This is a genomic window from Paenibacillus sp. FSL H7-0942, assembly GCF_045040715.1.
GTDB classification, from domain to species: Bacteria; Bacillota; Bacilli; order Paenibacillales; family Paenibacillaceae; genus Paenibacillus; species Paenibacillus amylolyticus.
The window spans coordinates 6088156-6112299 of sequence record NZ_CP150279.1; the positions used below are offsets into that span (position 1 = coordinate 6088156).

The following is a 24144-nucleotide window of genomic DNA, read 5'->3' on the forward strand; positions in this document are numbered from 1 at the left end:
CCCGCCGAAAAGCGAGTCTAGCCGTACAGCCGCGCGTAGTAACCTCCGAGCGCCAGCAGTTCCTGATGGCGGCCCCGTTCCACGACCGTTCCTTGATTCATGACCGTAATCAAATCCGCATGTTCCACAGTGCTGAGACGGTGGGCAATCAGAATGGTGGTGCGCCCCTTCATCAATACGTTCAGAGCTTGCTGTACCCAATGCTGGGATTCGTTATCCAATGCAGAAGTCGCTTCGTCCAGCAGTAGAATCGGGGCGTTTTTGAGAATCGCCCGGGCGATCGCAATTCGCTGCCTTTGTCCACCTGACAATGACGCTCCCCTCTCTCCCACCGGCGTTTTATACTGTTCAGGAAGTTCCTGAATAAAATGGTGAGCGTACGCCGCTTTGGCCGCTTCCACCACTTCTTCATCCGTTGCATCCGGGTTGCCATAGCGGATATTTTCCTCAATCGTGCCGGTAAACAAAAACGGTTCCTGCGGAACGTATGCAATCTGCCTGCGGATTTCTTCCAGCGTGTAATGGCCGAAAGGTTTACCCTGAAGCAGGATATTTCCGCTGTCCACAGGATAAAAGCCGAGCAACAGCTTAATCAGCGTACTTTTACCGCTGCCGCTGGCTCCTACAATCGCAGCCACCTGACCAGGAAACACTTGCATGGACATGTCGACAAGTACCTTTTTATCCGCCTGATAGGAAAATTCCACATCGCGAAACTCCACCGCAGCCTCCGATACAAGCTCGCTACGAGAAGATCCCAAACGCTCCGGTTCCTCTTCCTCACTTAGTACCTCTTGAATCCGGTGAGCGCCCGCGAGCGAATTTTGGGTCATCGACAGAACCATCCCCAGGTTCAACAAGGCGTGCGTCAGATTCACTTGCAAAACTGCCAGAGCGGCGACACTTCCCATTCCCATCAATCCGTAAGCATAAAGAAGACTGCCGATGACGATGATGCCGCAGAACGTGACATAGCTGATAAAATGGTTCACCGCAGCCTGCATACCGTTCTTTTTCGCCGTTTGCCGAAGCGTTTGCGTCATTTGCTCGTTCAACGCCTCGTACTGGCCGTAAATCGTGCGGATGCGAAACAGCTTCACAATTTGAATGCCGCCCATAAAATCTTTAAATTTTTCGGTCATTTTACCGAGCGTACGCAAGCCTTGCTCGGACAAAGCGCGGATATCCCGTGCAAATTTCAGGCTGACCAGAGAAGACAGCAGCAGAATGACGAAGGATACGCCAGCAAACCGCCAATCGATCACCGCCATAGAGACAATGGAGCCGATGCAGAAGACAACTTGAAGCAGCAAAACGAAGTAAACCTGCGAGAATGTAAACTCAACGGTCGTTACATCGTTGTTCACTCGCGACAGCAAGTCCCCATGATGGTTCTGCTCCAGGAATCTCGGCCGCACCCGGCACAGCTTGTCATAAAGACGTTTGCGGATATTCAGCACAGTCAGCTCGACACTGCGCTGGTATAAGTAAATGAACCAGGGAGAAATTATATTTTCCAGGAACAGGGCCGCGCCCAAAATAACAAAAGCTTCTACCATCAGGGACGTATCTCGGGACACGGCGAAATCAACCAAGTTATGTACGACCAAGCTGAAGGCGATCAGAAACAATGTCTGGGTGAGCGCCGTTACAGCAAGGCCAATCGCGTACTGGTTTTTGCGCTTGCGGTTCATAAACGTCAGCAAGTAGCCGAGTTCTTTCACTTGTGATAGCCTTCCGCCCTTTTTCATGTGTACGACACCTCCCTGCGTTCGGCAGACTCGGTAAACTCCTGGTAATACGACTGGGCGTACAGTCCCTTCCTCTCGAGCAATTGTTCATGAGTGCCCTTTTCGACAATACTTCCTTGTTCCATAACCCAAATTTCATCGACGTTTTGTACCGTAGAGAGCCGGTGGGCAATAACCATGGTCGTTCTCTTCTTCATCAATACGCCCAACGCTTCCTGAACCGCGCTTTCCGACTCCGGATCAAGTGCCGATGTGGGCTCGTCCAACAACAGAACGGGAGCATCCTTCAGAAACGCCCGAGCCATTGCAATGCGCTGGCGTTGCCCACCGGACAAAAACCCGCCGCGCTCTCCGACATACGTCTGGTAACCGTCCTCAAGCTGCATAATGAAAGAATGAGCCTGAGCGGCTTTGGCGGCTTCGATAATCTCGTCCATCGACGCTTCTTCCCGCCCATAGCCGATATTTTCGGCGATCGTACCGCTAAACAAATATGAATCTTGGGTTACCACGGAAAAATGCGACCGAAGCTGCTCCGGATCTGCACCGTGGATCAGGCTTCCGAACACGCGGATCTCGCCCTGATCCTCCGGAAGTGGATAAAAGCCGCATACCAGCTTAAACACCGTACTCTTCCCTCCGCCGCTCGCTCCGACAAGTGCAATCGTCTTGCCTTCTGGCACCGAGAAGCTAACATTCCGCAGGATCGGGGAACTCTCTTCATACCCGAAGGTTACGTTCTGAAACTGGATGGGGGCGGCGCTTGCTTTTGGAAGCAAACGGCCATTTTCCGTTTCGGTCGGCTGCTCGACGATTTCGGAGACCCTTCTCAGGGCACCGGTCATTTCGAACGTGCGCGTTATGAGCTCGGGAATATGCTCCAGCGGCTCCAGACACAGATTAAGCAAGTACAGGAAGGCGATCAGTTCTCCCGCGCCTAGCTGCCCGTTGTAGATCAAATAGCTTCCGTAACTGACGGCGAAAATGATCGGGCTAATCATCAGCGTAGAAAGCAGCGGGTTGACCCAGGCTTCCCGCTTTTTCACGGCCAGCTTTTTTTGAGCTGTCAATTGCAACAGCACTTGGTAGGAGCGAGATAACATACCGGATAGCAGGTAGCTTTTTACAATAGGCATCCCCCCAAGCGTATCCTGGAGGTTGACGTTCATTCGGCCCATGTTCGCCTGGGCTTCCTCCGTCAACTGTTCCAACTGCTTGCCGATCCATTGGGAAACCAGCAGTGCTACGGGAAATAACAGCAGGCTGTACAGCATCAGCTCCCATTGGAGATACATCAAATAAGCGAAACAGCCGATAAATAATAGCGGATGATAAAACCACTGGGCGAGGTCCCGAATCATAAATTGCTGGATGAGCTGCAGATCGTTGTTGATCCGCGACAACACGTCGCCGGAGTGCTGCTTTTCCAAATAGGGGACCGGGAGTTTGCCGATATGACGCATGACATGGTTGCGGATATCCTGCACCGCAGAGGCACTGCTTCGCTCCACACCAAAGCTCATGAAAAACTTCGCCGGCACACCGATCAAGATGACCACAAAGACCGTGTACACGATCTGCAGAACGATAGGCCCCGCCCCATTCTCGGCCTGTGTGGTCAGCTGCTCGACCAAACGTCCCGTCCATATCTCAATAACCGCGGCGGCAATTGCGGACAGGATACCGACGATCATCCAGCCTTTGTGACGGCTTACATAGGACATCAGCCAGCGGAACGCTTTCCAGGTGGCATAAGCGGTTCGGCGCTTGGAAGGCGCCGCTGTGCCTTGTCCTTGAACAGACGTCTGCCGGTCAGCTCCCATGCAGGACCCCTGCCTCCGCTTCGATCTGCTGCTTGATTTGCACTAAGATGTCACGGATGACAACGGCCGTTTCGTCCACGCGCGCGAGTTCCAGTAACTCCTCGTGTGCGCCCTCCAGCCGGTAATCGGCGTAAGCTTGCGTCGTTGCCCTCTGCCAAGACGGCAACTGGTGCTCCAGGCGGAACGCTTCACTGTCCTTCGCAATCAGTTCGTAAATCCGGGCAGTTATCGTTCCTGAATTAATAAGCTGCGCTTCGTACGTCAATGTGGCTTTGATCTTCCGATGAACACGCTCCCGCACGAGCGGATTGCTCATTAATTCCTTCTCTTCTTCGTCGAAATCCGCAAGCATCTCTTCAAGCTCTTTCTCAGACGTTTCATAAGGTGTGAGTGTGTCCTTAATCCACGAGTCCACCATGAGCATGTCCGTTACGGAGTACCCTCTTCTTTCCATCGATTTGGCTACCTCGAACGTCAGGTTGCCTCCGAAGCAGTAACCGAGCAACACGTAGGGTCCTTCAGGCTGGATACGAACAATCTCATCCACATAACGGTTCAGCATGGCCTCGTAATCGATGACATCGTCGATAAAATCAATGCCGTAAAGCACGAATCGGCCGTCTAGTCTGCTTGCAAGCTCTCGGTAACCGATGCCGAAGCCGCTGCCTGGAGGGAAGCAGAACACGTTCAGATCCCCTGTTTTATTTAGCTTAATGAAGGAGTCTCCCCCTTTATCCAGACCCAGATCTTCCTCTCCAAAAGCCATGGCTTCAACGGTTACATGATGGAATTGGCGATTCAGCGGTATCTCGATGCCCGTTTCATCGTAAACGGCTTGAACGAGCCTAATCAGACTTAAGGAATTGCCTCCCAGCTCAAAAAAGTTATCCTTTACGCCAACCTGTGGAATGCCAAGTGTATCCTGCCAAACACGGACAATCTTCATCTCGAGCAGCGTTCTCGGCGCGACATATTCCGTTCTTCCAGTGGCGGCTTCCTCTGGCGCGGGTAGCGCTTTGCGGTCGATTTTCCCGTTCGGAGTCAGCGGCATCCGCGAAAGCTGCACGAGGTACGAAGGAATCATATATCCTGGAAGCTGCTTGGCGAGCTGCTCCTTGAGTTCATGCGCCGCCAGCCTCGTTTCCGCAACGTAATAAGCAACAAGCTGCTTATGGCCGTTTGCGTCGTCGCGGGCGAGCACCGCCGTTTCTTGCATGGCGGCGATCTTCAGCAGCTGCTCTTCAATCTCGCCGATTTCGATCCGGTAGCCGCGGATTTTCACCTGATGATCGATCCGCCCCCGGTATTCGATGTTGCCGTCCGACAGCCAGCGGGCGAGATCTCCCGTCCGGTAAAGGCGTTCTCCCGGCGCAAACGGATGTTCCACAAATTTCTCTGCCGTCAGCTCCGGTTGGTTCAGGTAACCTCTCGCAAGCCCCACGCCTGCCACGCACAGCTCTCCGTCCACTCCAGGAGGCACAAGCTGCAGGTGGGCATCCAAAATGAAAATCCGGTGATTGGACAGCGGGCGCCCGATCGGAATAACTCTGCGCTCCGGCTGCTGCTCAACCGCATCCCAAAGCGTCGTAACAATCGAAGCTTCGGTAGGCCCGTAAGCATTGAAATAGTGGACCTTCTCCTTCCACTGCTGCACAAATTCGGCCGATACCGCCGAACCTCCCGTTACAAGCTTCGTTAAGCTGGGAAGGCGGTCCGGGTTCAAATATGCGCTGTACGTCGGAGGCAAAATCGCCGCCGTAATCGCATGCTCGTTCATATAACTCTCGAACAGGCGGTTGTCGAGAATCGTCTCGGCCGTCGGGATGTACAAAGTCGCGCCAAAATAGAGCGCTTTGAACACTTCCCAGCAGGACGCGTCGAATGACAGGCTGGCGAATTGAACGATCCGGTCATGCTCCGTGATGCCCAGCCTGTCCGCGAACATCAGCTTTAAACTGACCAAACCACGATGCTCCAGCATGACCCCTTTGGGTTTGCCCGTCGTACCTGATGTATAGATGACATAAGCCAGATCATTCGGACCGCTGGCCGGCTCCAGATTCGAAGCATCCAGCACACCAGTGGATTCCGCCCCGCTATCGCCCCAAACAAAATCGTCTAATTCAAGGCGTGTTCCTTCAAAGTCGGTCTTCTCGTGCAGATGTTTTTGAATCAGCAATAACGGTGTGCCTGAATCCTCGATCATGAAGCGGATGCGCTCCTCCGGGTAGTCGGGATCGACAGGCACGAAGGCTCCGCCCGCTTTAAGAATTGCCAGAATGCCGACGACCATATCAAGCGAGCGTTCGACCAGAATTGCTACCAGCTGGTCTGCTTCTACTCCTTTTTCCCGCAGCTTCCGCGCAAGGCGGTTGGATCGCTCGTTCAGCTCGCGGTAGGTCAATTGCCGCTCGTTCATGACGACGGCCACGTTATCCGGGCGATGCTCCGCCTGTTCTTCGAACAAGCCATGAATCGTTTTCCCCCGCTCGAACTCGGTTTCGGTGTCATTAAATCCCTTGAGCAGCATCTCCCTCTCGACTGGGAACAGCATATCGACTTGTCCAAGCTCCAGATCCGGCTGAAATAAAAGCATGGACAGCAACCGAACAAGATGGTCGGCCGCCTGCTCCATAAATGCCCGCTCGTACCGCTGTCCGTCAAAGCTTATTTCCAGCTTGATGGAGTCGTTTTGGCGGTCGAAGCGAAAAACGGTATCAGCCGCCACACGGTTACCCAGCGGTCCAGGATGAATCGGGGCGAAGGATGCGATGGTGTTGACGACCGGGAGGCCATGCCCCGTATAGTTCAGATGGAGCGGCTCCACCATTTTTCGAAAAGGCAGGTGCTGATGCTCCAGCGCCTCGCCGATGGAGCCTTTGATGCCCCCAAGCAGCGTTTTCAGCGTAGTCTGGCTGCTTACCGATGTCTTGATCACCAAGATGTCATGCGGCGGCGTCTCGCCCTGGTCTGCGCTATACGAAGGCATGCCGACCAGCACTTGGTCCCGCCCGGTATATTTGAACAGCAGGCTTTTAACTCCTGCCAAAACAATCATGTACAGAGCCAAATCCGAACCGCTGGCGAGACCAATGATTCTCTCCGAGAGTTCGCTCGGCAGAGTACGGTGAAGCAAGTCCGGCTCTGCCGCAGCTTCGCCACCCACAGATAATTTGGAGGATTGACTGTATGGAAGGAAGCTCAGGCTATCATCTGCGTCAAACTTGCCGCTCCAGTACCGTTCTTCCTTTTCAAATAAAGATTTCATTCGTACCTCCCCTAAAAATGAAGTGACCGCATACCCCGACGCAGGTCTGGAAAGGCTTGCTTTCGACCTGCGCGTTTACGGGCTTGCATGTTGTTCGCGTCTTCCTTGGGATACACGCGCTGTCGCTTGATGACGGAAGCGCGCTTGTAACATTAGAATGCGAATTCGATCGTATCAACAGCACTCTTTGCGCCTGCCGCCGGTTTATGACATTCAATTCGGCTTAGCTCGAGTTGTGGATTTTCCGCAATTTGAGACAGTACCCGCGGGTAATCCTCAGTCAAGGTGCGGATCATCGTTTCTTTGAACAGCTTGGTGGCGTAGAAAAAGCCCCCGCTCAACGCCCCTTCGTTTTCATACATAAACAGCGTCAGATCAAACTTCGCTTCTTCCAAATGGTCAAGCTCGTAATTCTTCAGGCTGACCCCTTCCAGTTCGGCGTCTCGTTCTTCGATATTTTGCAAGTCGAAAACGGCATCGAACAACGGGAATCGGCCCGGCTCCCGCTTCACATTCAAACGCTCCACGAGATCCTCGAATGGATAATCCTGGTTCTCAAAAGCACCCAAAGCCGTTTCCTTCACTTCTTCCAGGTAGGACAGGAACGTTTTGTTACCCGCTGGGCGATTGCGGAGCGCCAGCGTATTAACAAACATGCCGATGACCGGCTCCAAATCGGCGTTAGTTCTTCCAGCCACCGGGGTGCCCACGATCAAGTCCTCCTGACCGCTGTACTTGGACAGCAACACAGTATAGGCCGCAAGCAGCACCATGAACAGTGTGCTTTCACACTCGGCAGCCAATTCGCGCAACCGCGCAGAGAGAGAAGCTTCGACGTCGAACTCCACATGCGCGCCTTCGTAGCTACGAACGGCAGACCGTTCGTAATCCATCGGCAGGTCCGCCGTGGGCAGCTCGCCTTCGAAGGTTTGCAGCCAGTACGCTTCCTGCCGCCCGATTCGCTCTCGGTGGGCCTTCGACTGCTGCCAAACGGCATAATCCTTGTAATGAATGCGCAGGGGTGGCAGCTGTTCTCCGGCGTAGAAACTCGAGAACTCCTCCATCACAATCTCCATTGATACACCGTCGGACACGATATGGTGCATATCGAAAAGGAGAATACGCAGGTGCGGCTCCAACTCGATGACCCCGGCGCGCAGCAGCGGCGGTTGGCCGAGATCAAACGGACGAACGAAGTTGCGGACGATCTGCTCGATTTGATCTGAATCCTCTGTATCCGCTTGATGGTGCTCGATAGCAAAATCGACCTGTGGGTATATCCGCTGAACCACTTCGCCCTTCATCATTTCAAAACCGGTGCGCAGCGATTCATGCCGTGTTATCAATTTCCGCAAGGCGGCTTCCAACCGGTCTAAATCAAACTCACCTTCCACCTGCACCAGTTCCGGCATGTTGTAAAGCTGATCTGCTCCATCCAGCGTGTGCTGAATGAACAGCCGTTTCTGCGCGGAGGACAGAGGGTAATACTCTCTCTGCTCCGCTTGAGGAATGGCCTCATGCTCCCGCCGTTCCATCCGGGCGATCGCCTCGGCCATCGCCGCAATCGTTGAGTGGCGGAATACGTCGCGCAGCGGGAGGTTGACGTTTAGTTCCTTAAATACCTTGCCTGCCAGTGACGTCGCCCGCAGGGAGTGACCGCCGATGTCGAAGAAGTTGTCGTGAACGCCAATCTGCTTCGCAAGCCCCAGTACCTCCTGCCAAATCACCGCCAGCTTCATTTCCAGCTCATTGCGCGGTGCGACATACTCCGTTCCACTTCCCGCTTCCCCTTCCGGCGCTGGCAGCGCCCTCCGGTCTATTTTCCCGTTCGGTGTCAGAGGCAGATGCTCTAGCTCCACGAAGTACGACGGGATCATGTAACCCGGCAGCTCCTGTGCCAGCGCGCTGCGCAGATCGTTCACTGCCAGCTTCGCTCCGGTATCCGGCGTGTAATACGCACATAGCGCCTTCTGCCCGTTCGCGTCATTTCGAACCAGCACCACCGCTTCGCACACACCTTCCACCCGCAACAGCTGCGACTCGATCTCTCCCGTCTCAATCCGGTAGCCCCGGATTTTCGCTTGGTTGTCGATCCGGCCGATGAAGTCCACGTTGCCGTCCTCCATCCACCGCGCCAAATCTCCCGTGCGGTACAACCGCTCGCCCACAGCGAACGGACTGTCTACGAACTTCTCTTCCGTCAGCTCCGGTCGGTTCAAGTACCCACGCGCCACGCTGACGCCGCCGATGACCAGTTCGCCCAGCACGCCGACTGGTACGGGATTCAGATGTGCGTCCACGATGTGAAATTTCGCATTCAGCCACGCTTTGCCGATCGGCACATGGCCTGTCTGCGGCAGCTTCATCAGCGGTTCGTCATAGAAACTGGAGTCGATCGCCGCTTCCGTCACACCGTAAGCGTTAATGATGCGGAACGACGAGCTGAAGCGTTCCTGCAAGGTTCGGTAATCCGCCACACTGCAGCTGTCCGAGCTTGTAATCAACAGCTCCATCCCGCTGAACTCCAACCCCTGTTCATGTACGTATTCCATAAACGGCACGATCAGCGCCGGTGTTGATTCAAAGATCGTCACTTGCTCCCGCTCTATCCAGTAGTGCAGACGAGACGGATCGATCCGGTCGTCCTTCGGTACAATCACCATCGTGCCTCCGTTGTACAACGTCCGCGCGATATCGCCCACAAACACGTCAAACGAGAAGCTCGCGAGCTGCAACAGCCTTACCGGAAACTGATCCAACCGGTATTCCCGCCGGTAACCCGCTGCCGTGTTCACCAGGCTGCCGTGCTCGATCATCACACCTTTTGGCTTGCCCGTCGTTCCCGATGTGTAGATCACGTACGCCAGATCCTCTGGGCGGGCTTCATGGAAGCTGTCCATGCCAACAACATCAAAATCAACATCATCGACAACATCCAGATGGTTCCGATCCGCACTGTTCACAGCCCCCGTTAGTTTGCCAGAGTCCCGGCTGGAAGCCATGCAGGAGCCTTGATCAAAGCACATCGGGGCATTTGCCCGATCTTCGCTGTACGACGCTTCGTCGTCGAGGTACAGCACCGACATCAGCGCCAGCTCCTCTTCGCGGAGCCAGGCCTCGGCACGTTCTCGCAGCGGCGTTTGTGTCAACAGTACCTTCGCTCCGCTGTCTTCGAGCATAAACCGCACGCGGTCCGACGGATAATCCGGGTCGAGGGGTACATACGCCCCGCCGGCTTTCCAGACGGCCATCACGGCCACCAGCAAGTCCACCGAACGCTCGGCGAGAATGCCAACGATTGACTCCCGGCCGATGCCATTTGCACGCAGCGTGACCGCTAAGCGGTTCGCTCGCTCGTTCAGCTCCACATACGTTAGGCGGTTATTTTCATACACAACGGCCTCCGCTTCCGGCGTACACTCTGCCTGTTTCTCAAACAGACGGTGGAACGTAGCCGCAGGAGCCGCTTCTAGCTGCGCTGGATTAAACGCATTGAGAACTTGTTCTTTTTCCTCTGCTGTCAGCAAGTTCAGCTCGGCAATCTTCGCATCTGGACGGTTTACAATTGTCAGGAGCAACTGCTCGTAATGTTTTGCCAGCCGTTCAATCGTCTCCCTTTTGTAAAGAGCTGTCGCATATTCAAAGCTGTAATCCAAGCCGCCGTTCTCCTCGCCCACATCCAAGCTGATATCAAACTTCGCAGTATCAAGTACGCTCGGATAAGGAATCAGGCGAAGCCCTTCCAGCTCAAATTGCTCGTTCTCCGTATTCTGCATCGTAAACATCGTGTCGAAGAGCGGATTGCGGCTTAAATCACGGGTGACTTGCACCTTGTCCACCAATTGTTCAAACGGATAGTTCTGATGCTCAAAGGCACGCAGAGTTGTTTCTTTGACTTCGTTCAGATATGACAGGAATGTTTTCTCCGAAGACGGATAACTGCGAATCGCCAGCGTGTTTAGGAAAATCCCGATCAACGGCTGCACATCTCCATGATTCCTTCCGGCAATCGGCGTACCAACGATTACGTCTTCCTGACCTGAATATTTATGCAAAAGCACGTTATACGCCGCAAGCAGCACCATAAACAGCGTCGTGCCCGTTTCCGAAGCCAGCTGTTTCAGGCCGCCGGTTTTTGAAGCGTCGAAGGAAAACTCCAGCGTTTGACCTTCGTAGCTCTGTACAGCCGGACGTGGATAGTCGGTCGGCATTTCCAGCACCGGAAGCTCGCCCTGGAACATGTCCAGCCAATACGCCCCCTGATGCTGAAGCCGTTCCTGCGAATGCTGCCAAACGGTGTAGTCTTTGTACTGAATGCGTAGCGGCTCCAATTGCTCTCCACCATACAAACGTACGAATTCTTCAACAAAGATTTCCATTGAAACGCCGTCAGAAATAATATGATGCATGTCGTACATCAGAATATGGCGTTCCGGAGCCAGCTCAACAAGGCCTACCCTCAACAGCGGTGGCTTAGCCAAGTCAAACGGACGGACGAAACCGTGAACCACCGCTTCGACCTCTTGCTCATCCGCTTGATAGAACTCCACCGCAAAATTCACGTCCTGGTAAACCCGCTGTGATGCTTCTCCATCCACCATTTCAAACCCGGTGCGCAACATTTCATGCCGCGCCACGAGCTTACGGAACGTTTCTTCGAACCTTGCCCGGTCCAAAGCACCCTCCAGCAGCATCGCTTCCGGCATGTTGTAGCTAAGCTCCGCAACTTCCAGCTGATTCAGAATAAAGAGACGTTTTTGAGCAAAAGATTGCGGGTACACCTCTCGGCCATCCGTCACCGGAATGGAAACAAATATCTGCTGATCCAGCCGAGAAATAGCGGTAGCCATGCTCTCGATCGTGGAATGGCGGAACACGTCGCGCAGTGGCAGATCCACGTTCAACTCTTTATGAATCTTGCTGACCAACGTTGTCGCGCGCAGGGAGTGGCCACCGATGTCGAAGAAGTTGTCGTGAACACCAATCTCCTTCGCAAGCCCCAGCACCTCCTGCCAAATCGCCGCCAGCTTCGTTTCCAGCTCATTGCGCGGTGCGACGTACTCCGTTCCGCTTTCCGCTTCCCCTTTCGGCGCTGGCAGCACCTTCCGGTCTATCTTTCCGTTCGGTGTCAAAGGTAGACGCTCCAGCTCCACGAAGTACGACGGGATCATGTAACCCGGCAACTCCTGTGCCAGGGCACTGCGCAGATCGTTCACCAACAGCTTCGCACCGGTATCCGGCGTGTAATACGCACACAGCGCCTTCTGACCGTTCGCATCACTTCGAACCAGCACCACCGCTTCGCGCACACCTTCCACCCGCAGCAACTGTGACTCGATCTCACCCGTCTCGATCCGGTAGCCCCGGATTTTCGCCTGGTTGTCGATTCGGCCGATGAAGTCCACGTTGCCGTCCTCCATCCACCGCGCCAAGTCTCCTGTGCGGTACAGCCGCTCACCAGCGGTGAAGGGACTGTCTACAAACTTCTCTTCCGTCAGCTCTGGACGGTTCAAATACCCGCGCGCTACCCCGACTCCGCCGATAACCAGCTCGCCCAACACACCGACCGGTACTGGGTTCAGTTGTGCATCCACGATGTAGAAATTCGCATTCAGCCACGCTTTGCCAATCGGCACATGGCCTGTCTGCGGCAGCTCCTTCAATTCTTCGTCATAGAAACTGGAGTCAATTGCCGCTTCCGTCACGCCGTAGGCGTTAATAATGCGGAACGATGAGCCAAAACGCTCCTGCAAGGTCCGGTAATCCGCCACACTGCAGCTGTCCGAGCTTGTGATGAGCAGCTCCATCCCACTCAACTCCAGCCCTTGCTCGTGCACGTATTCCATAAACGGTACGATCAGTGCTGGTGTTGATTCAAAGATCGTCACTTGCTCCCGCTCTATCCAGTGGTGAAGGCGAGACGGATCAATCCGATCATCCTTCGGTACAATGACCATGGTGCCTCCGTTATACAACGTGCGTGCGATATCACCCACGAACACGTCAAACGAGAAGCTGGCGAGTTGCAGTAGCCGGACTGGGAACTGATCCAACCGGTATTCCCGCCGGTAGCCCGCTGCCGTGTTCACCAAGCTGCGGTGCTCAATCATTACACCCTTCGGCTTGCCTGTTGTCCCCGACGTGTAGATCACGTACGCTAGGTCCTCAGGACGAGCTTCATGGAAGCTGTCCAAGCCAGCAACCTTCAGATGACTCGGATCATCGCTGTTCACAGCACCCGTCAGCTCGCCGGAGACTTTACCGGAAACCATGCTGGAGCCAAGCGGTGCATTCTCCCGGTTTTCGCTGTATGACATTTCGTCGTCGAGGTACAACACCTTTGCAAGTGCCAGTTCCTCTTGGCTGAGCCAGGCTTCAGCACGCTCTCTCAGCAGCGTTTGTGTCAGCAGCACCTTCGCTCCGCTGTCTTCAAGCATAAACCGCACGCGGTCCGCCGGATAATCCGGGTCAAGCGGTACATATGCCCCGCCTGCTTTCCAGACGGCCAGCACGGCCACCAGCAGGTCCACCGAGCGCTCGGCGAGAATGCCAACAATCTCCTCCCGGCCGATTCCACTTGCGCGCAGTGTGGCCGCTAAGCCGTTCGCCCGTACGTTCAGCTCCGCATACGTCAGCCGATCGTTCTCGTATACAACGGCTTCCGCTTCCGGAGTGCTCTCCGCCTGTTCCTCAAACAGTCGGTGAAACGCGGCCACAGGAGCCACTTCCGATTGCATCGGGTGAAACGCGCCGAGAATCTTCTCTTTTTCATCTGCTGTCAACAAGTCCAACTCGGCAATCTTCGCATTCGGATGGCTTACGATCGCCGCAAGCAAATGTCCAAAATGAATCGACAGCCGCCGGATCGTGCTTTCTTTATAAAGAGCCGTTGCGAATTCAAAGTTGCACTCCAGTCCGCCATTTTCTTCCGTAACATCCACACTCAGGTCGAACTTGGCCATACCATATTCGCTAGGGTACGGGGACAATTTCAGCCCTTCCAGCTCAAACTCTGACTCCTCCAGGTTTTGCAGGGAGAACATCGTGTCAAACAGCGGGTTGCGGCTCAAATCCCGGCTAACCTGTACTTTATCGACGAGTTCTTCGAACGGATAATTCTGATGCTCGTAAGCGCCTAAAGTCGTTTCTTTCACTTCTTCCAAATACGACAGGAAGGTCTTCTCCGAAGCCGGATAATTGCGGATCGCCAGCGTGTTGACGAACATTCCGATCAAAGGCTGCGTGTCGCCGTGCGTTCTGCCCGCAATCGACGTTCCGACGATCAAATCGTCCTGACCTGTGTATTTATGCAAAAGCACGGTATATGCGGCAAGCAACACCATATATAGCGTCGTTCCTCTTTGAGCGGCCAGCTGTTTCAAGCCTTCGTTCGTTGCCTCGTCCACGAAGGACGTCAGCGTATGTCCCTCATAGCTCTGTACAGCAGGACGCGGATAGTCCGTTGGCATTTCCAGAACCGGCATCTCGCCCCGGTAACGGTCCAGCCAGTAAGCTTCCTCGCGTTTCAATTGAATTTTTTGCTCGTCCGATTGCTGCCATACTGCATAGTCCTTGTACTGAATGTGCAAAGGCTCTAATGACTCACCGCCATACAGACGAACGAGTTCCTCAACGAACACGTCCATCGAAACCCCGTCGGAGATGATATGGTGCATGTCAAACATCAGTAAATAACGATCGGCGGCCAGCTCTACGAGCTCGGCACGCAGCAGCGGTGGCTTCGCCAAGTCGAAAGGTCGGATAAAAGCCTGCACGACTGCAGATGCTTCTTCCTCGTTCGCATGTCGCCACACGACGGAAAAATCAACGCTCTCGTAAATACGCTGTACCGCTTCGCCTTGCACGACCTCAAATCCGGTTCTCAACGTTTCATGACGTTGGATCAGTCCGCGGAAAGCTTTCTCCAGCAGGCTATGATCAATCGATCCTTCGAGCAGCAGCACACCCGGCATGTTGTAGCTCTGATCGGCTCCTTCCAGCTGATTCAGGATAAACAACCGCTTCTGAGCTGAGGAAAGTGGATAATACGCTCTTTCATCTGCCATCGGAATCGCCGAGAACAACTGCTGTTCAATCCGGGAGAGGGCGAGAGCCATCTGTTCGATCGTTGAGTAGCGGAATACGTCGCGCAGAGGCAACTCGACGTTCAACTCCTGATGCACCTTGCTCACCAGTGTCGTTGCCCGCAGGGAATGGCCGCCCAAGTCAAAGAAGTTGTCATGAACCCCGATGTGCTCCAATCCAAGCACACTTTTCCATATTTCAGCCAAGCTGGCTTCGAGCGGAGTCCGAGGCGGAGTATGTCCTTCGCCCGGTTGCAAGCTCTCCTCAGGTGCCGGGAGGGAGCGGCGGTCAACCTTGCCATTCGTCGTCAGCGGGAGACGCTCCAACTGGATCAGGTACGTCGGGATCATATAGGCCGGCAGTTCCTGAGACAGCACGCTCTTCAGCTCGGCCGCCGGAAGCTCACAGTCCGCTTCATAATAGGCGCAAAGCTGCTTTTCCCCGGACACGTTTTCCCGCGCAAATACTGTCGTTTTCCGAATTCCCTCCACTTTCTGAAGCTGAGTTTCGATCTCGCCCAGCTCTATGCGGAAGCCACGGATTTTCACTTGGTCGTCCGTTCGTCCCACATATTCAATCGTGCCGTCCGGTAGCCATTTCGCCAAATCCCCCGTCCGGTACATGCGCTCTCCTGACGTAAAAGGATTGTGCACAAATTTCTCCGCCGTCAGTTCCGGCCGGTTATTGTAGCCCCGTACCAAACCTTCTCCGCCGACACATAGCTCCCCGACCACGCCGATCGGCAGCAGCTTATTCCGGCTGTCGACGATATACACCGTCGTATTGCTGATTGGTCGTCCGATAGGAACGGTAAGCGCCGACTCATCAACGAAGTCGACCGGAAGGTACGTGGTAAATATCGTGCTTTCCGTCGGTCCGTATACATGGTTGAGCCTACCCGCTCCAAGATGGGCGAGTGCTTTACGTACATGACCAACCGAGACACGCTCTCCTCCAAACAAAATCGCCCGGACATCCCGAAAACAATTGACATTCACATCTACAAGCACGTTGAAGAACGCCGTCGTAATAAACATGACCGATATGCGCTGGCGCTGGATGAGATCCGCCAGTAGACCAATTTCCAGCAACGTCTCGCGGGGAACCAGCACCAGCCGCGCCCCGTTGGTCAAAGCACCAAAAATATCGAAAATCGCTCCGTCGAACGAATAGCTCGAAAGCTGGAGGACATGATCGCGATTGGTGATGTCGATATAATTTGTATTTTGCACAACGCGCACGATGTTGCGGTGCGAAACAAGGTTTCCTTTCGGCTTGCCCGTCGTGCCTGACGTATATATCACGCAGGCCAGATCTGTCGCTTCAATCCCTGGATTTAGGTTTGTTCCGTCCTCGTGATAGAAGGACTCTTCATCCAGTAAGATCAACGAGTCCAAACCCGCCAGTCGCTCGCGCAAGCGGCTTTGTGTCAGCATGACCTGCGCTCCTGAATCCTCTATCAAGAAACGGATACGCTCCTCTGGATATTCCGGGTCAATCGGTACGTAAGCGGCTCCGGCTTTGTGTGCTGCCAGTATACCTATAACCATTTCGATGGAACGCTCAGCCATAATGGCGACCAGACGCCCTTGGGATATCCCCTGGTTGCGCAAGGTACGGGCAAGGCGGTTGACACGTTCGTTCAGCTCCCGGTAAGTCATCTCTTGCTCATTCATGGAGATGGCGGCTGCATCCGGGATGTACTCCGCCTGCTCTTCGAACAATTGAATGAGCGTCTGCCCGCGCGGAAATTCCGTCGTGGTGTCGTTAAAACGTCCGAGAAGGTCGGCCTTTTCTGCCTCCGTCACAAGTTCCAGCTCGCCCACGGTAATTTCCGGGTTATCCGTTACCTGCTCCAGCAGATGCACGAGATGCCCCTTGAGCCGCTCGATGCTGTCTTTATCGAACACTTCGGCGTTAAAGTCGAATCGAATTTCGATCTCGGTTCCCGGCATCACAGTCACGTTGAAGTTATAGTTCGTCTGCTCCTCCATCTGAACGTCAGCAATTGTCAGGCCGCCGTGCTGCTGGTCCCCCGCCTGCTCCATCTGCTCGTCCACCGGATAGTTCTCGAAAGCGATGATATGGTTGATCAGATTCTGCTTTTGCACGCTACGAGCTTGAATTTCATACAGCGGATAGTAATCATAACGCCCGGAATCCAGCGCCCGCTCTTGGAGCTTCGCCATCAGGTCGGCGAACACGGTGTCCACTTCGCTATTGACGCGGACCGGCACCGTATTGATGAACAGCCCGATCATAGACTCAATGCCCGGGATTTCCGCCGGTCTTCCGGCAACGACACTGCCGAATACGGCATCGTTTGTTCCGTTATATTTTTGCAGCATTACGCCCCAAACGGCTTGCAACAGCGTATTGACTGTAACTAGGTGCTGTTTCGCCACCAGGTCCATCCGTTTGCTCAAGTCCTTGCCTAGTTCGGCGGTGACGTGATCAGCTGTAAATCTGCCGCTCGGCGCTGGTTCCTTTTGCCCCGGAAGTACGGTTTGCCCTTCGTAGCCTGCCAGGAACGCTGTCCAATAGCCGGATGCCGCCTGATCGTCCTGTTTCTCCAACCATTCGATATAATCGCCATAATCCGATCCTTTACCTCCCGCTGGCTGCTTCCCAGAGGTCAGGGCCGAGTATATCTCAAACAACTCCTGCGTCAGTTGAGCCAGGCACCAGCCGTCCATTAAAATATGCTGGAAACTCCACAGAACGTGATAACTTTGCTCTTCAGTGCGCAGAATCGTAAACCGAACGAGCGCATCATGTTCCATGTCGAAGCCACGAAGCTTGTCCTCTTCGGCCTTTTCATCCAAGTAAGCTTGTTTCTCATGTACCTGCAAATGAAGCAGCTCTTCATATTCAAAGCCGACTGGCTTATCGTGGTATATGATTTGCAGCGGCTCGCCCGCTGGTCCATTCACAAAATTCGCCCGTAGCACCAGATGACGTTTTGCAAGCTCCATCCAGCTCCTCTCAAAAAGCTGGACGTCGAGCGCTCCCCGCATCGTAAACCGCGTCTGCTCAAAGTAAGCTGCCGTTTGCCGGTCAAGCGCGCTGTGGAACCACATACCCTTTTGCATCGGCGTCAGCGAGTAAATATTTTCGATTTCCCCGAGATGACTCGAGCGCTGGGCGATTTGCTCCAATTCTGTGATGGTCAAGCCTTTAAATTGCACGTCGCTTGGCGTCATTTCGGTGTTCTCTTTGCCTGCGCAGTGGGTAATGAGCTCTCGGAGACTTTGCTCAAGCCGCTGAGCGAAGGCTTCCATCGTTTCCTTCCGATACTGCTTCCGGCTGTAGCTGAGATCGAGCGATAAAGCACCGTCCAGCACCATACCGTTGATATCCAGCACAAAGCTGCGGGCCTGCCGGTCGCTAGCCGGGCTGCCACTGGAATAAGAAGATATGCCGATCTCGCCCTGGTTGACATCATCGTCGAACTGGCCGAGGTAGTTAAAATTAATTTCCGGCTCTGCGCCCCAAACCAAGCCTTCCTCCGATTTCGAAAGATAGCGGCATATGCCGTACCCAAGCCCCTTGTTCGGAATGCGGCGCAAGTTTTCCTTGACCTGTTTAATCTGATAGGTCAAATCCCGGTCAGTTTCCGGCTCTAGGACGACCGGAAACTTGGTCGTAAACCAGCCAACTGTACGCGTGATGTCGATATCCGTTCCGATCGATTCACGTCCGTGTCCTTCGAGATTGATCCGCACCCGTTCGTGCCCCGTCCATTTGCGTAAGGCTATGCCGAGCGCCGTTACCAAAATATCATTCATTTCGGTGTTGAAGGCACGGTGAACCCGCTTCAGTAGCAACTCCGTTTCTTCGGGAGCCAAACGGACAAACAGCGATTCGCTGTCCTGCTGCGTCGTAACGTCCGCCTCCATATCCTTCGGCACGGCCGGAACCTCCATTTGATCCACGGCCTGCCAATAGGCCCGTTCCTTCTCCATCTCCGGGCTTTGCGCGTAAGCAGCCAACTGCTCGGACCAAGTGCGGTACGCATCTGTTTTCGCCGGGAAACGAATTTCTTCGCTTTTGCCAGTCTGCTCGTAACCTAGAGCGAAATCCTCCATTAAAATGCGCCAAGACACGCCATCTACCACAGCATGATGAACCCCGAGCAGCAAATGATCACCGTCCGCGCACTGGAACAGTCCCGCCTTCATGAGGGGCCCGTTCTCCAGATCGATGCCCGCTTGAATGTCCGTTGCCTTCGCTTCCACAGTCTGCGTGGGATTCTCCGCATCTTTGAAGTCGAACACGTCCAGCGTGAACATCTCGTCTTCCTGAATCGCGCGGGTCCGTGCGCTAAACCCTTGTTCCGTTTTGCGGAACACCATCCGTAAGGCATCATGATGCTCGGCCAGCTTTTGCAGCACCTGACGTACCATCTCTTCGTCGAAGCGTTCCTTCCGGTACAGCATCACCGACTGGTTGAAATGATGCGGGTCCGCAAAGGAGCTCTCGAAAAACCAATGCTGAATCGGCGTCAGCGCCGTTTCACCCGTAATTTCGCCTTGATCAATGGTACGTCCGATCGGTATCACATGCAGGCTAAGCTGTGAGATCGTCGGATATTTGAACAAATCCCGGATTTCCAGCCTGTACCCGGCTTGATGAAGCCGCGAAGATACTTGAATGGACTTGATCGAATCTCCGCCCAGCTCGAAGAAATGATCCGTTACCCCAACGCGATCGGCGTTCAATACCGCCTGCCACACATCGGCAAGCGTCCGCTCGGCTTCATTGCGTGGAGCTACGTACTCGCCGCCGGTCAGTGCGTTTCCTTCCGGGGCAGGCAAAGCCTTGCGGTCGATTTTGTCGTTCGGGGTGAGCGGCATCTGCGGAAGCTGAACAAAATGTGCCGGAATCATGTAATTCGGCAATTTTTGCGCCAGCGCGCTTCTCAGCTCGCCGAGCGTAAGAGGGAGACTAGCCACCAGGTAAGCGCACAGTTCTTGCCCACTTTTGCCTTCCCGCGCAATCACAATCGTCTCCTGCACCGAGTCGATCTTCAGAAGTTGCTCTTCAATCTCACCGACCTCGATTCGGAATCCACGGATTTTCACCTGATGGTCGATCCGGCCCAAATACTCCATATTACCGTCCGGCAGCCAGCGGGCGAGATCTCCTGTCCGGTAAAGGCGTTCTCCCGGCGCAAACGGATGTTCCACAAATTTCTCTGCCGTCAGCTCCGGCTGGTTCAGGTAACCTCTCGCAAGCCCCACGCCTGCAACGCACAGCTCGCCGTCCACTCCTGGAGGCACAAGTTGCAGGTGGGCATCCAAAATAAAAATCTGATGATTAGACAGCGGGCGCCCAATCGGAATGACTCTACGCTCCGGCTGCTGCTCATCCGCATCCCAAAGCGTCGTAACAATCGAAGCTTCGGTAGGGCCGTAAGCATTGAAATAGTGAACCTTCGATTTCCACTGCTGCACGAATTCGGCCGATACCGCCGAACCTCCCGTTACAAGCTTTGTTAAGCTGGGAAGACGGTCCGGGTTCAAATGAGCGCTGTAAGTCGGAGGCAAAATCGCCGCCGTAATCGCATGCTCGTTCATATAACTCTCGAACAGACGTGTGTCGAGAATTGTCTCGGCCGTCGGGATGTACAAAGCCGCGCCAAAATAGAGTGCTTTGAACACTTCCCAGCAGGATGCGTCGAAGGACAAGCTCGCAAATTGAACGATCCGGTCATGCTCCGTAATGCCCAGCCTGTCTGCGAACATCAACTTCAAGCTGACCAAACCACGATGCTCCAGCATGACCCCTTTGGGTTTGCCCGTTGTACCTGACGTATAAATGACATAAGCAAGATCATGTGGACCACTGGCCGCCTCCAGGTTCGAGCCATCGTCGCTATAGGCCTGCTTGTCATCTAGCGCCAATACGGTCCCTTCGAACGGGACTTGCTGTAACAGCTCTCTTTGAGTCAGCAGCAGCTGCGCGTTCGAGTTCTCCAGAATGTAGCGAATACGTTCTTCCGGGTACTCCGGGTCGATCGGCACGTAGGCACCGCCAGCTTTCAGAACCGCCAAAATGCCAATGACCGTCTCCAGCGATCTCCTAACCATCAAGCCTACCAACTGATTGGGCAGCACACCGACCGATCGTAGCGTACGCGCCAGCTGGTTCGCCCGTTCGTTCAACTCTGCGTATGAAAGCCGCTGCCCCTCAAAGACAACCGCCGTCGCCTCGGGCACACGCTTCGCTTGCTCCTCCACAAGTTGATGAATCGTCCGATCACGAGGATAGTCCTTCTCGGTATCGTTGAAGCTTTGTATTAATTGATATTTTTCGTCCTCCGACAGCATGTCCGCTCGTACGATGTCCAGCTCCAACTCATGAAGCCCCACGGACAGTAGGCGATTCAGATGGCCGACGACCCGATTCATGAACTCGGAGTCATATAAGTGCTCGTTATATGACAGCGCTAGCTGTATCGTCCCGCCGGCTAAACTGAATTCAAAGGAACAGTCCGTGACCACGTTTTGCCCAATTTCGTCCAGATGCAACTCCTTAAGGGATACTAGCGTATGGACGAAGGGTATCCCTTCTGCATATTGCAGATCCAGCTTCTCCGTCATTTTCAAGAACGGAATATGTTGATGCTGAATGGCTTCCGGCAAGGAAGTCCTCAGTTCGCTCAGAAGCGTCTTAAAAGTTGCCCCCACCGAAAGCGAGTTTTTCAAAATGACCGTATGATTAACGGATCGACGCGTCTCCCCCTTTTTCGGCACAACCGGCATGCCAACCAGAATGTCTGAAGCACCTGTATATTTATGCAAGAGTGCCTGAACACCTGCGAGCAAAATCATAAAAGCAGCCAGCGGAGCACCCTTGCTCATTTGAAGGACCCGCTGCGCCGCTTCCTCCGAAAGCGATCCGCCAACGGTTTTCACATTGGGCACCAGGGAGTTTGGAGCTTTGCTGTAAGGCAACCGCGTCAAGGTATAATCGTCACTACCGAATTTTTCGTTCCAAAACAACGTTTCTTTTTCAAAAGCCATCTGGATCGTTCCCCTCTCTTCATCGGTAAAAGCAATCCGGCAGAGCATATGCCGAAGCAACGCTTCACTCCTTTTCAAACATCTGACAACAATATCAATGGCTTACGCCATGTCACCGCTTGGATTGCCCGGTTGATCGCATACGGCAATCCTCTGCCTAGCAGCTGTACCGCTCGGCTCCCATGCGTAGAGGACAACAAACATCGTTCTACGCAAGAGATGCGGCTACTTCGGACTCCTCTGCTTCAATAAGATTGCTGCGGACGAGCCACCCGAAGACGGGATTTGGTTTAACTTGGGGTTCGGAATTGGATTTGGGGATAGACGACAAGGAATGTTTCTCCTGTCGATGTAAGGCTTGCCGCAGGGTTCCGGCCGCCCAGCAGGAAGTCGATCGTACCTCCTGATTTGGTACCCGAGCTACCTTTGACGAAGCCTATGTTTAAGGGGTATTGATACACTCTATGTACGATTTGATTATTCCCCCACAGCCCTGGTGTGGATAAGTAAAGATTCGGCTGCGGGGTAGTGAGCTTTTCCTGACGATTAAATTTAACGAGGGTACTGCATGAGGCTCAAAGAATGCTCCGTATGGCACGAACGGGACTGCCCTTGGTTTGCCGGAGAATTCCTTGCTGATTGACGTTACAGCAGGTAGCATGAGGTGAAAGCGCTACCTTAACATCAAGTCCGCACGCCCTCCGGAAGGCACTTTCATGCCTCTTGCCGGGGGCGGCCATCGGCTTGGCCAAGCTTAGGTCGTTACTAACAAATCCTTGGTCTCCTGAGAGATAACCCGCTGCATACTGGACTTGATAATGTCGCAGCCGGCGGCCAGATGCTCCATCGAGACGGTCAGCGGAGGCATGATCTTCAGCACACAATCTCCTCTGCCGGCTCTTTCAATGATGAGCCCGTTCTCGAAGCTGATATCCGTCACCCGCTTCGCCCCGGCTTCATCCATGAACCCCGAGACGTCAATGCCCCAGATCAGGCCGAGTCCGCGGATGGCGATGGACGGATGCAGAGGCTTAATTTCTTGATCAAGGAACGAGCGCACATATTCTTCCTTCTGCTTCACCTGAGCTTCCAGTTCGGTTCTGTCCCGGAACTCGAGAGCAGCCTTCGCGGCCACAAAAGCCAGCTGGTTGCCGCGGAAGGTGCCGTTGTGCTCGCCCGGCGTCCAGATATCCAGTTCGGGCTTCAGCAGCAGGAGGGACATTGGCAGGCCGTACCCGCTGATCGACTTCGACAGGGTAATGAGATCCGGCTCGATCCCCGCACGTTCGAAGGAGAAGAATTCGCCTGTCCGGCCGCATCCTACTTGAATCTCGTCTGTAATGAGCAGAATATCGTGCCTGCGGCAAAGCTGCTGCAGCTCACGTAGCCACTGTGCGTCGACAACGTGAATTCCGCCTTCGGCTTGTACCGTTTCAAGCAGGATCGCGGCCGGCTTGTCGATTCCGGAGTGCGAATCAGTCAGGATATTCTCGATATAACCGAGCGTATCCATTTCTGCGAAAGCCCCGCTCGGGTGCGGCATGAACGTAACTCCGTCCAGAGGAAGCCCCGCCCCTTCTCTCATGGACTTGGAGCTTGTCGCCGACAGACTGCCGAGCGACATGCCGTGGAAGCCACCCATGAATGCGAATATTCCACTTCTCTTCTTCGCCTTGCGTGCGAGCTTCAGGGCCGCTTCCACCGCATTCGTCCCTGTTGGACCGCAGAATTGAAGCTTGTAATTCAGCTTCTTCGGCTCCAGGATCCGCTCGGAGAAGCTCTGGATGAATTCACGCTTGGCCATTGTATACATATCCAGACCGTGCATAATCCGGTCGGAGGTCAAGTAATCGAGAACCCGGTCTTTAATATAATCGTTGTTATGGCCGTAATTGAGTGCCCCGGCACCTGCAAAGAAATCAATATATGCTCTTCCGTCCTCAGAATATAAAAGGTCTCCCTTGGCCCGGTCGAATACCACCGGAAAGCTTCTGCAGTAAGATCTTACGTTGGATTCCAGCTTTTCAAAAATGCTCACTCGCTTCATCCTCCATCGGAATTGGGATAAGGTTGGCTCTATCTATCCGAACCTTCCTTTCTAAACCTTCTGACGTCATGGAGTAACATATTCTAGGCTGTCATTTTCCACAATTGTTGGTCCCCACATGCCGGCTTGTTGGTTAGCCAGT

At 54.1% G+C, this 24144-nt stretch carries 5 protein-coding genes; all 5 read right to left on the reverse strand.

Annotated elements, in window-relative coordinates; translation table 11 throughout:
- Window positions 1–17 precede the first annotated feature (17 nt).
- Complete coding sequence (locus tag MHI48_RS26755) at window positions 18–1751, reverse strand: ABC transporter ATP-binding protein (protein WP_405142249.1); 1734 nt, start codon at window positions 1749–1751, stop codon at window positions 18–20.
- Window positions 1748–3574 carry an ABC transporter ATP-binding protein gene (locus MHI48_RS26760; protein WP_036668145.1) on the reverse strand — a complete coding sequence of 609 codons (1827 nt, stop codon included), beginning with the start codon at window positions 3572–3574 and terminating at the stop codon, window positions 1748–1750. Before MHI48_RS26760 ends, MHI48_RS26755 begins: the two co-directional genes overlap by 4 nt.
- Window positions 3564–6842, reverse strand: a complete 3279-nt coding sequence (locus MHI48_RS26765) for a non-ribosomal peptide synthetase (protein ID WP_036668146.1) — start codon at window positions 6840–6842, stop codon at window positions 3564–3566. The genes MHI48_RS26760 and MHI48_RS26765 overlap by 11 nt, the downstream gene beginning before the upstream one ends.
- Window positions 6843–6994: 152 nt before the next feature.
- Window positions 6995–22003, reverse strand: a complete 15009-nt coding sequence (locus tag MHI48_RS26770; protein WP_405144741.1) for an amino acid adenylation domain-containing protein — start codon at window positions 22001–22003, stop codon at window positions 6995–6997.
- Window positions 22004–22709: 706 nt separating this feature from the next.
- A complete protein-coding gene (gene ectB / locus MHI48_RS26775) occupies window positions 22710–23993 on the reverse strand; it encodes a diaminobutyrate--2-oxoglutarate transaminase (protein WP_047841662.1) in 1284 nt (427 codons plus the stop codon).
- Window positions 23994–24144 lie beyond the last annotated feature (151 nt).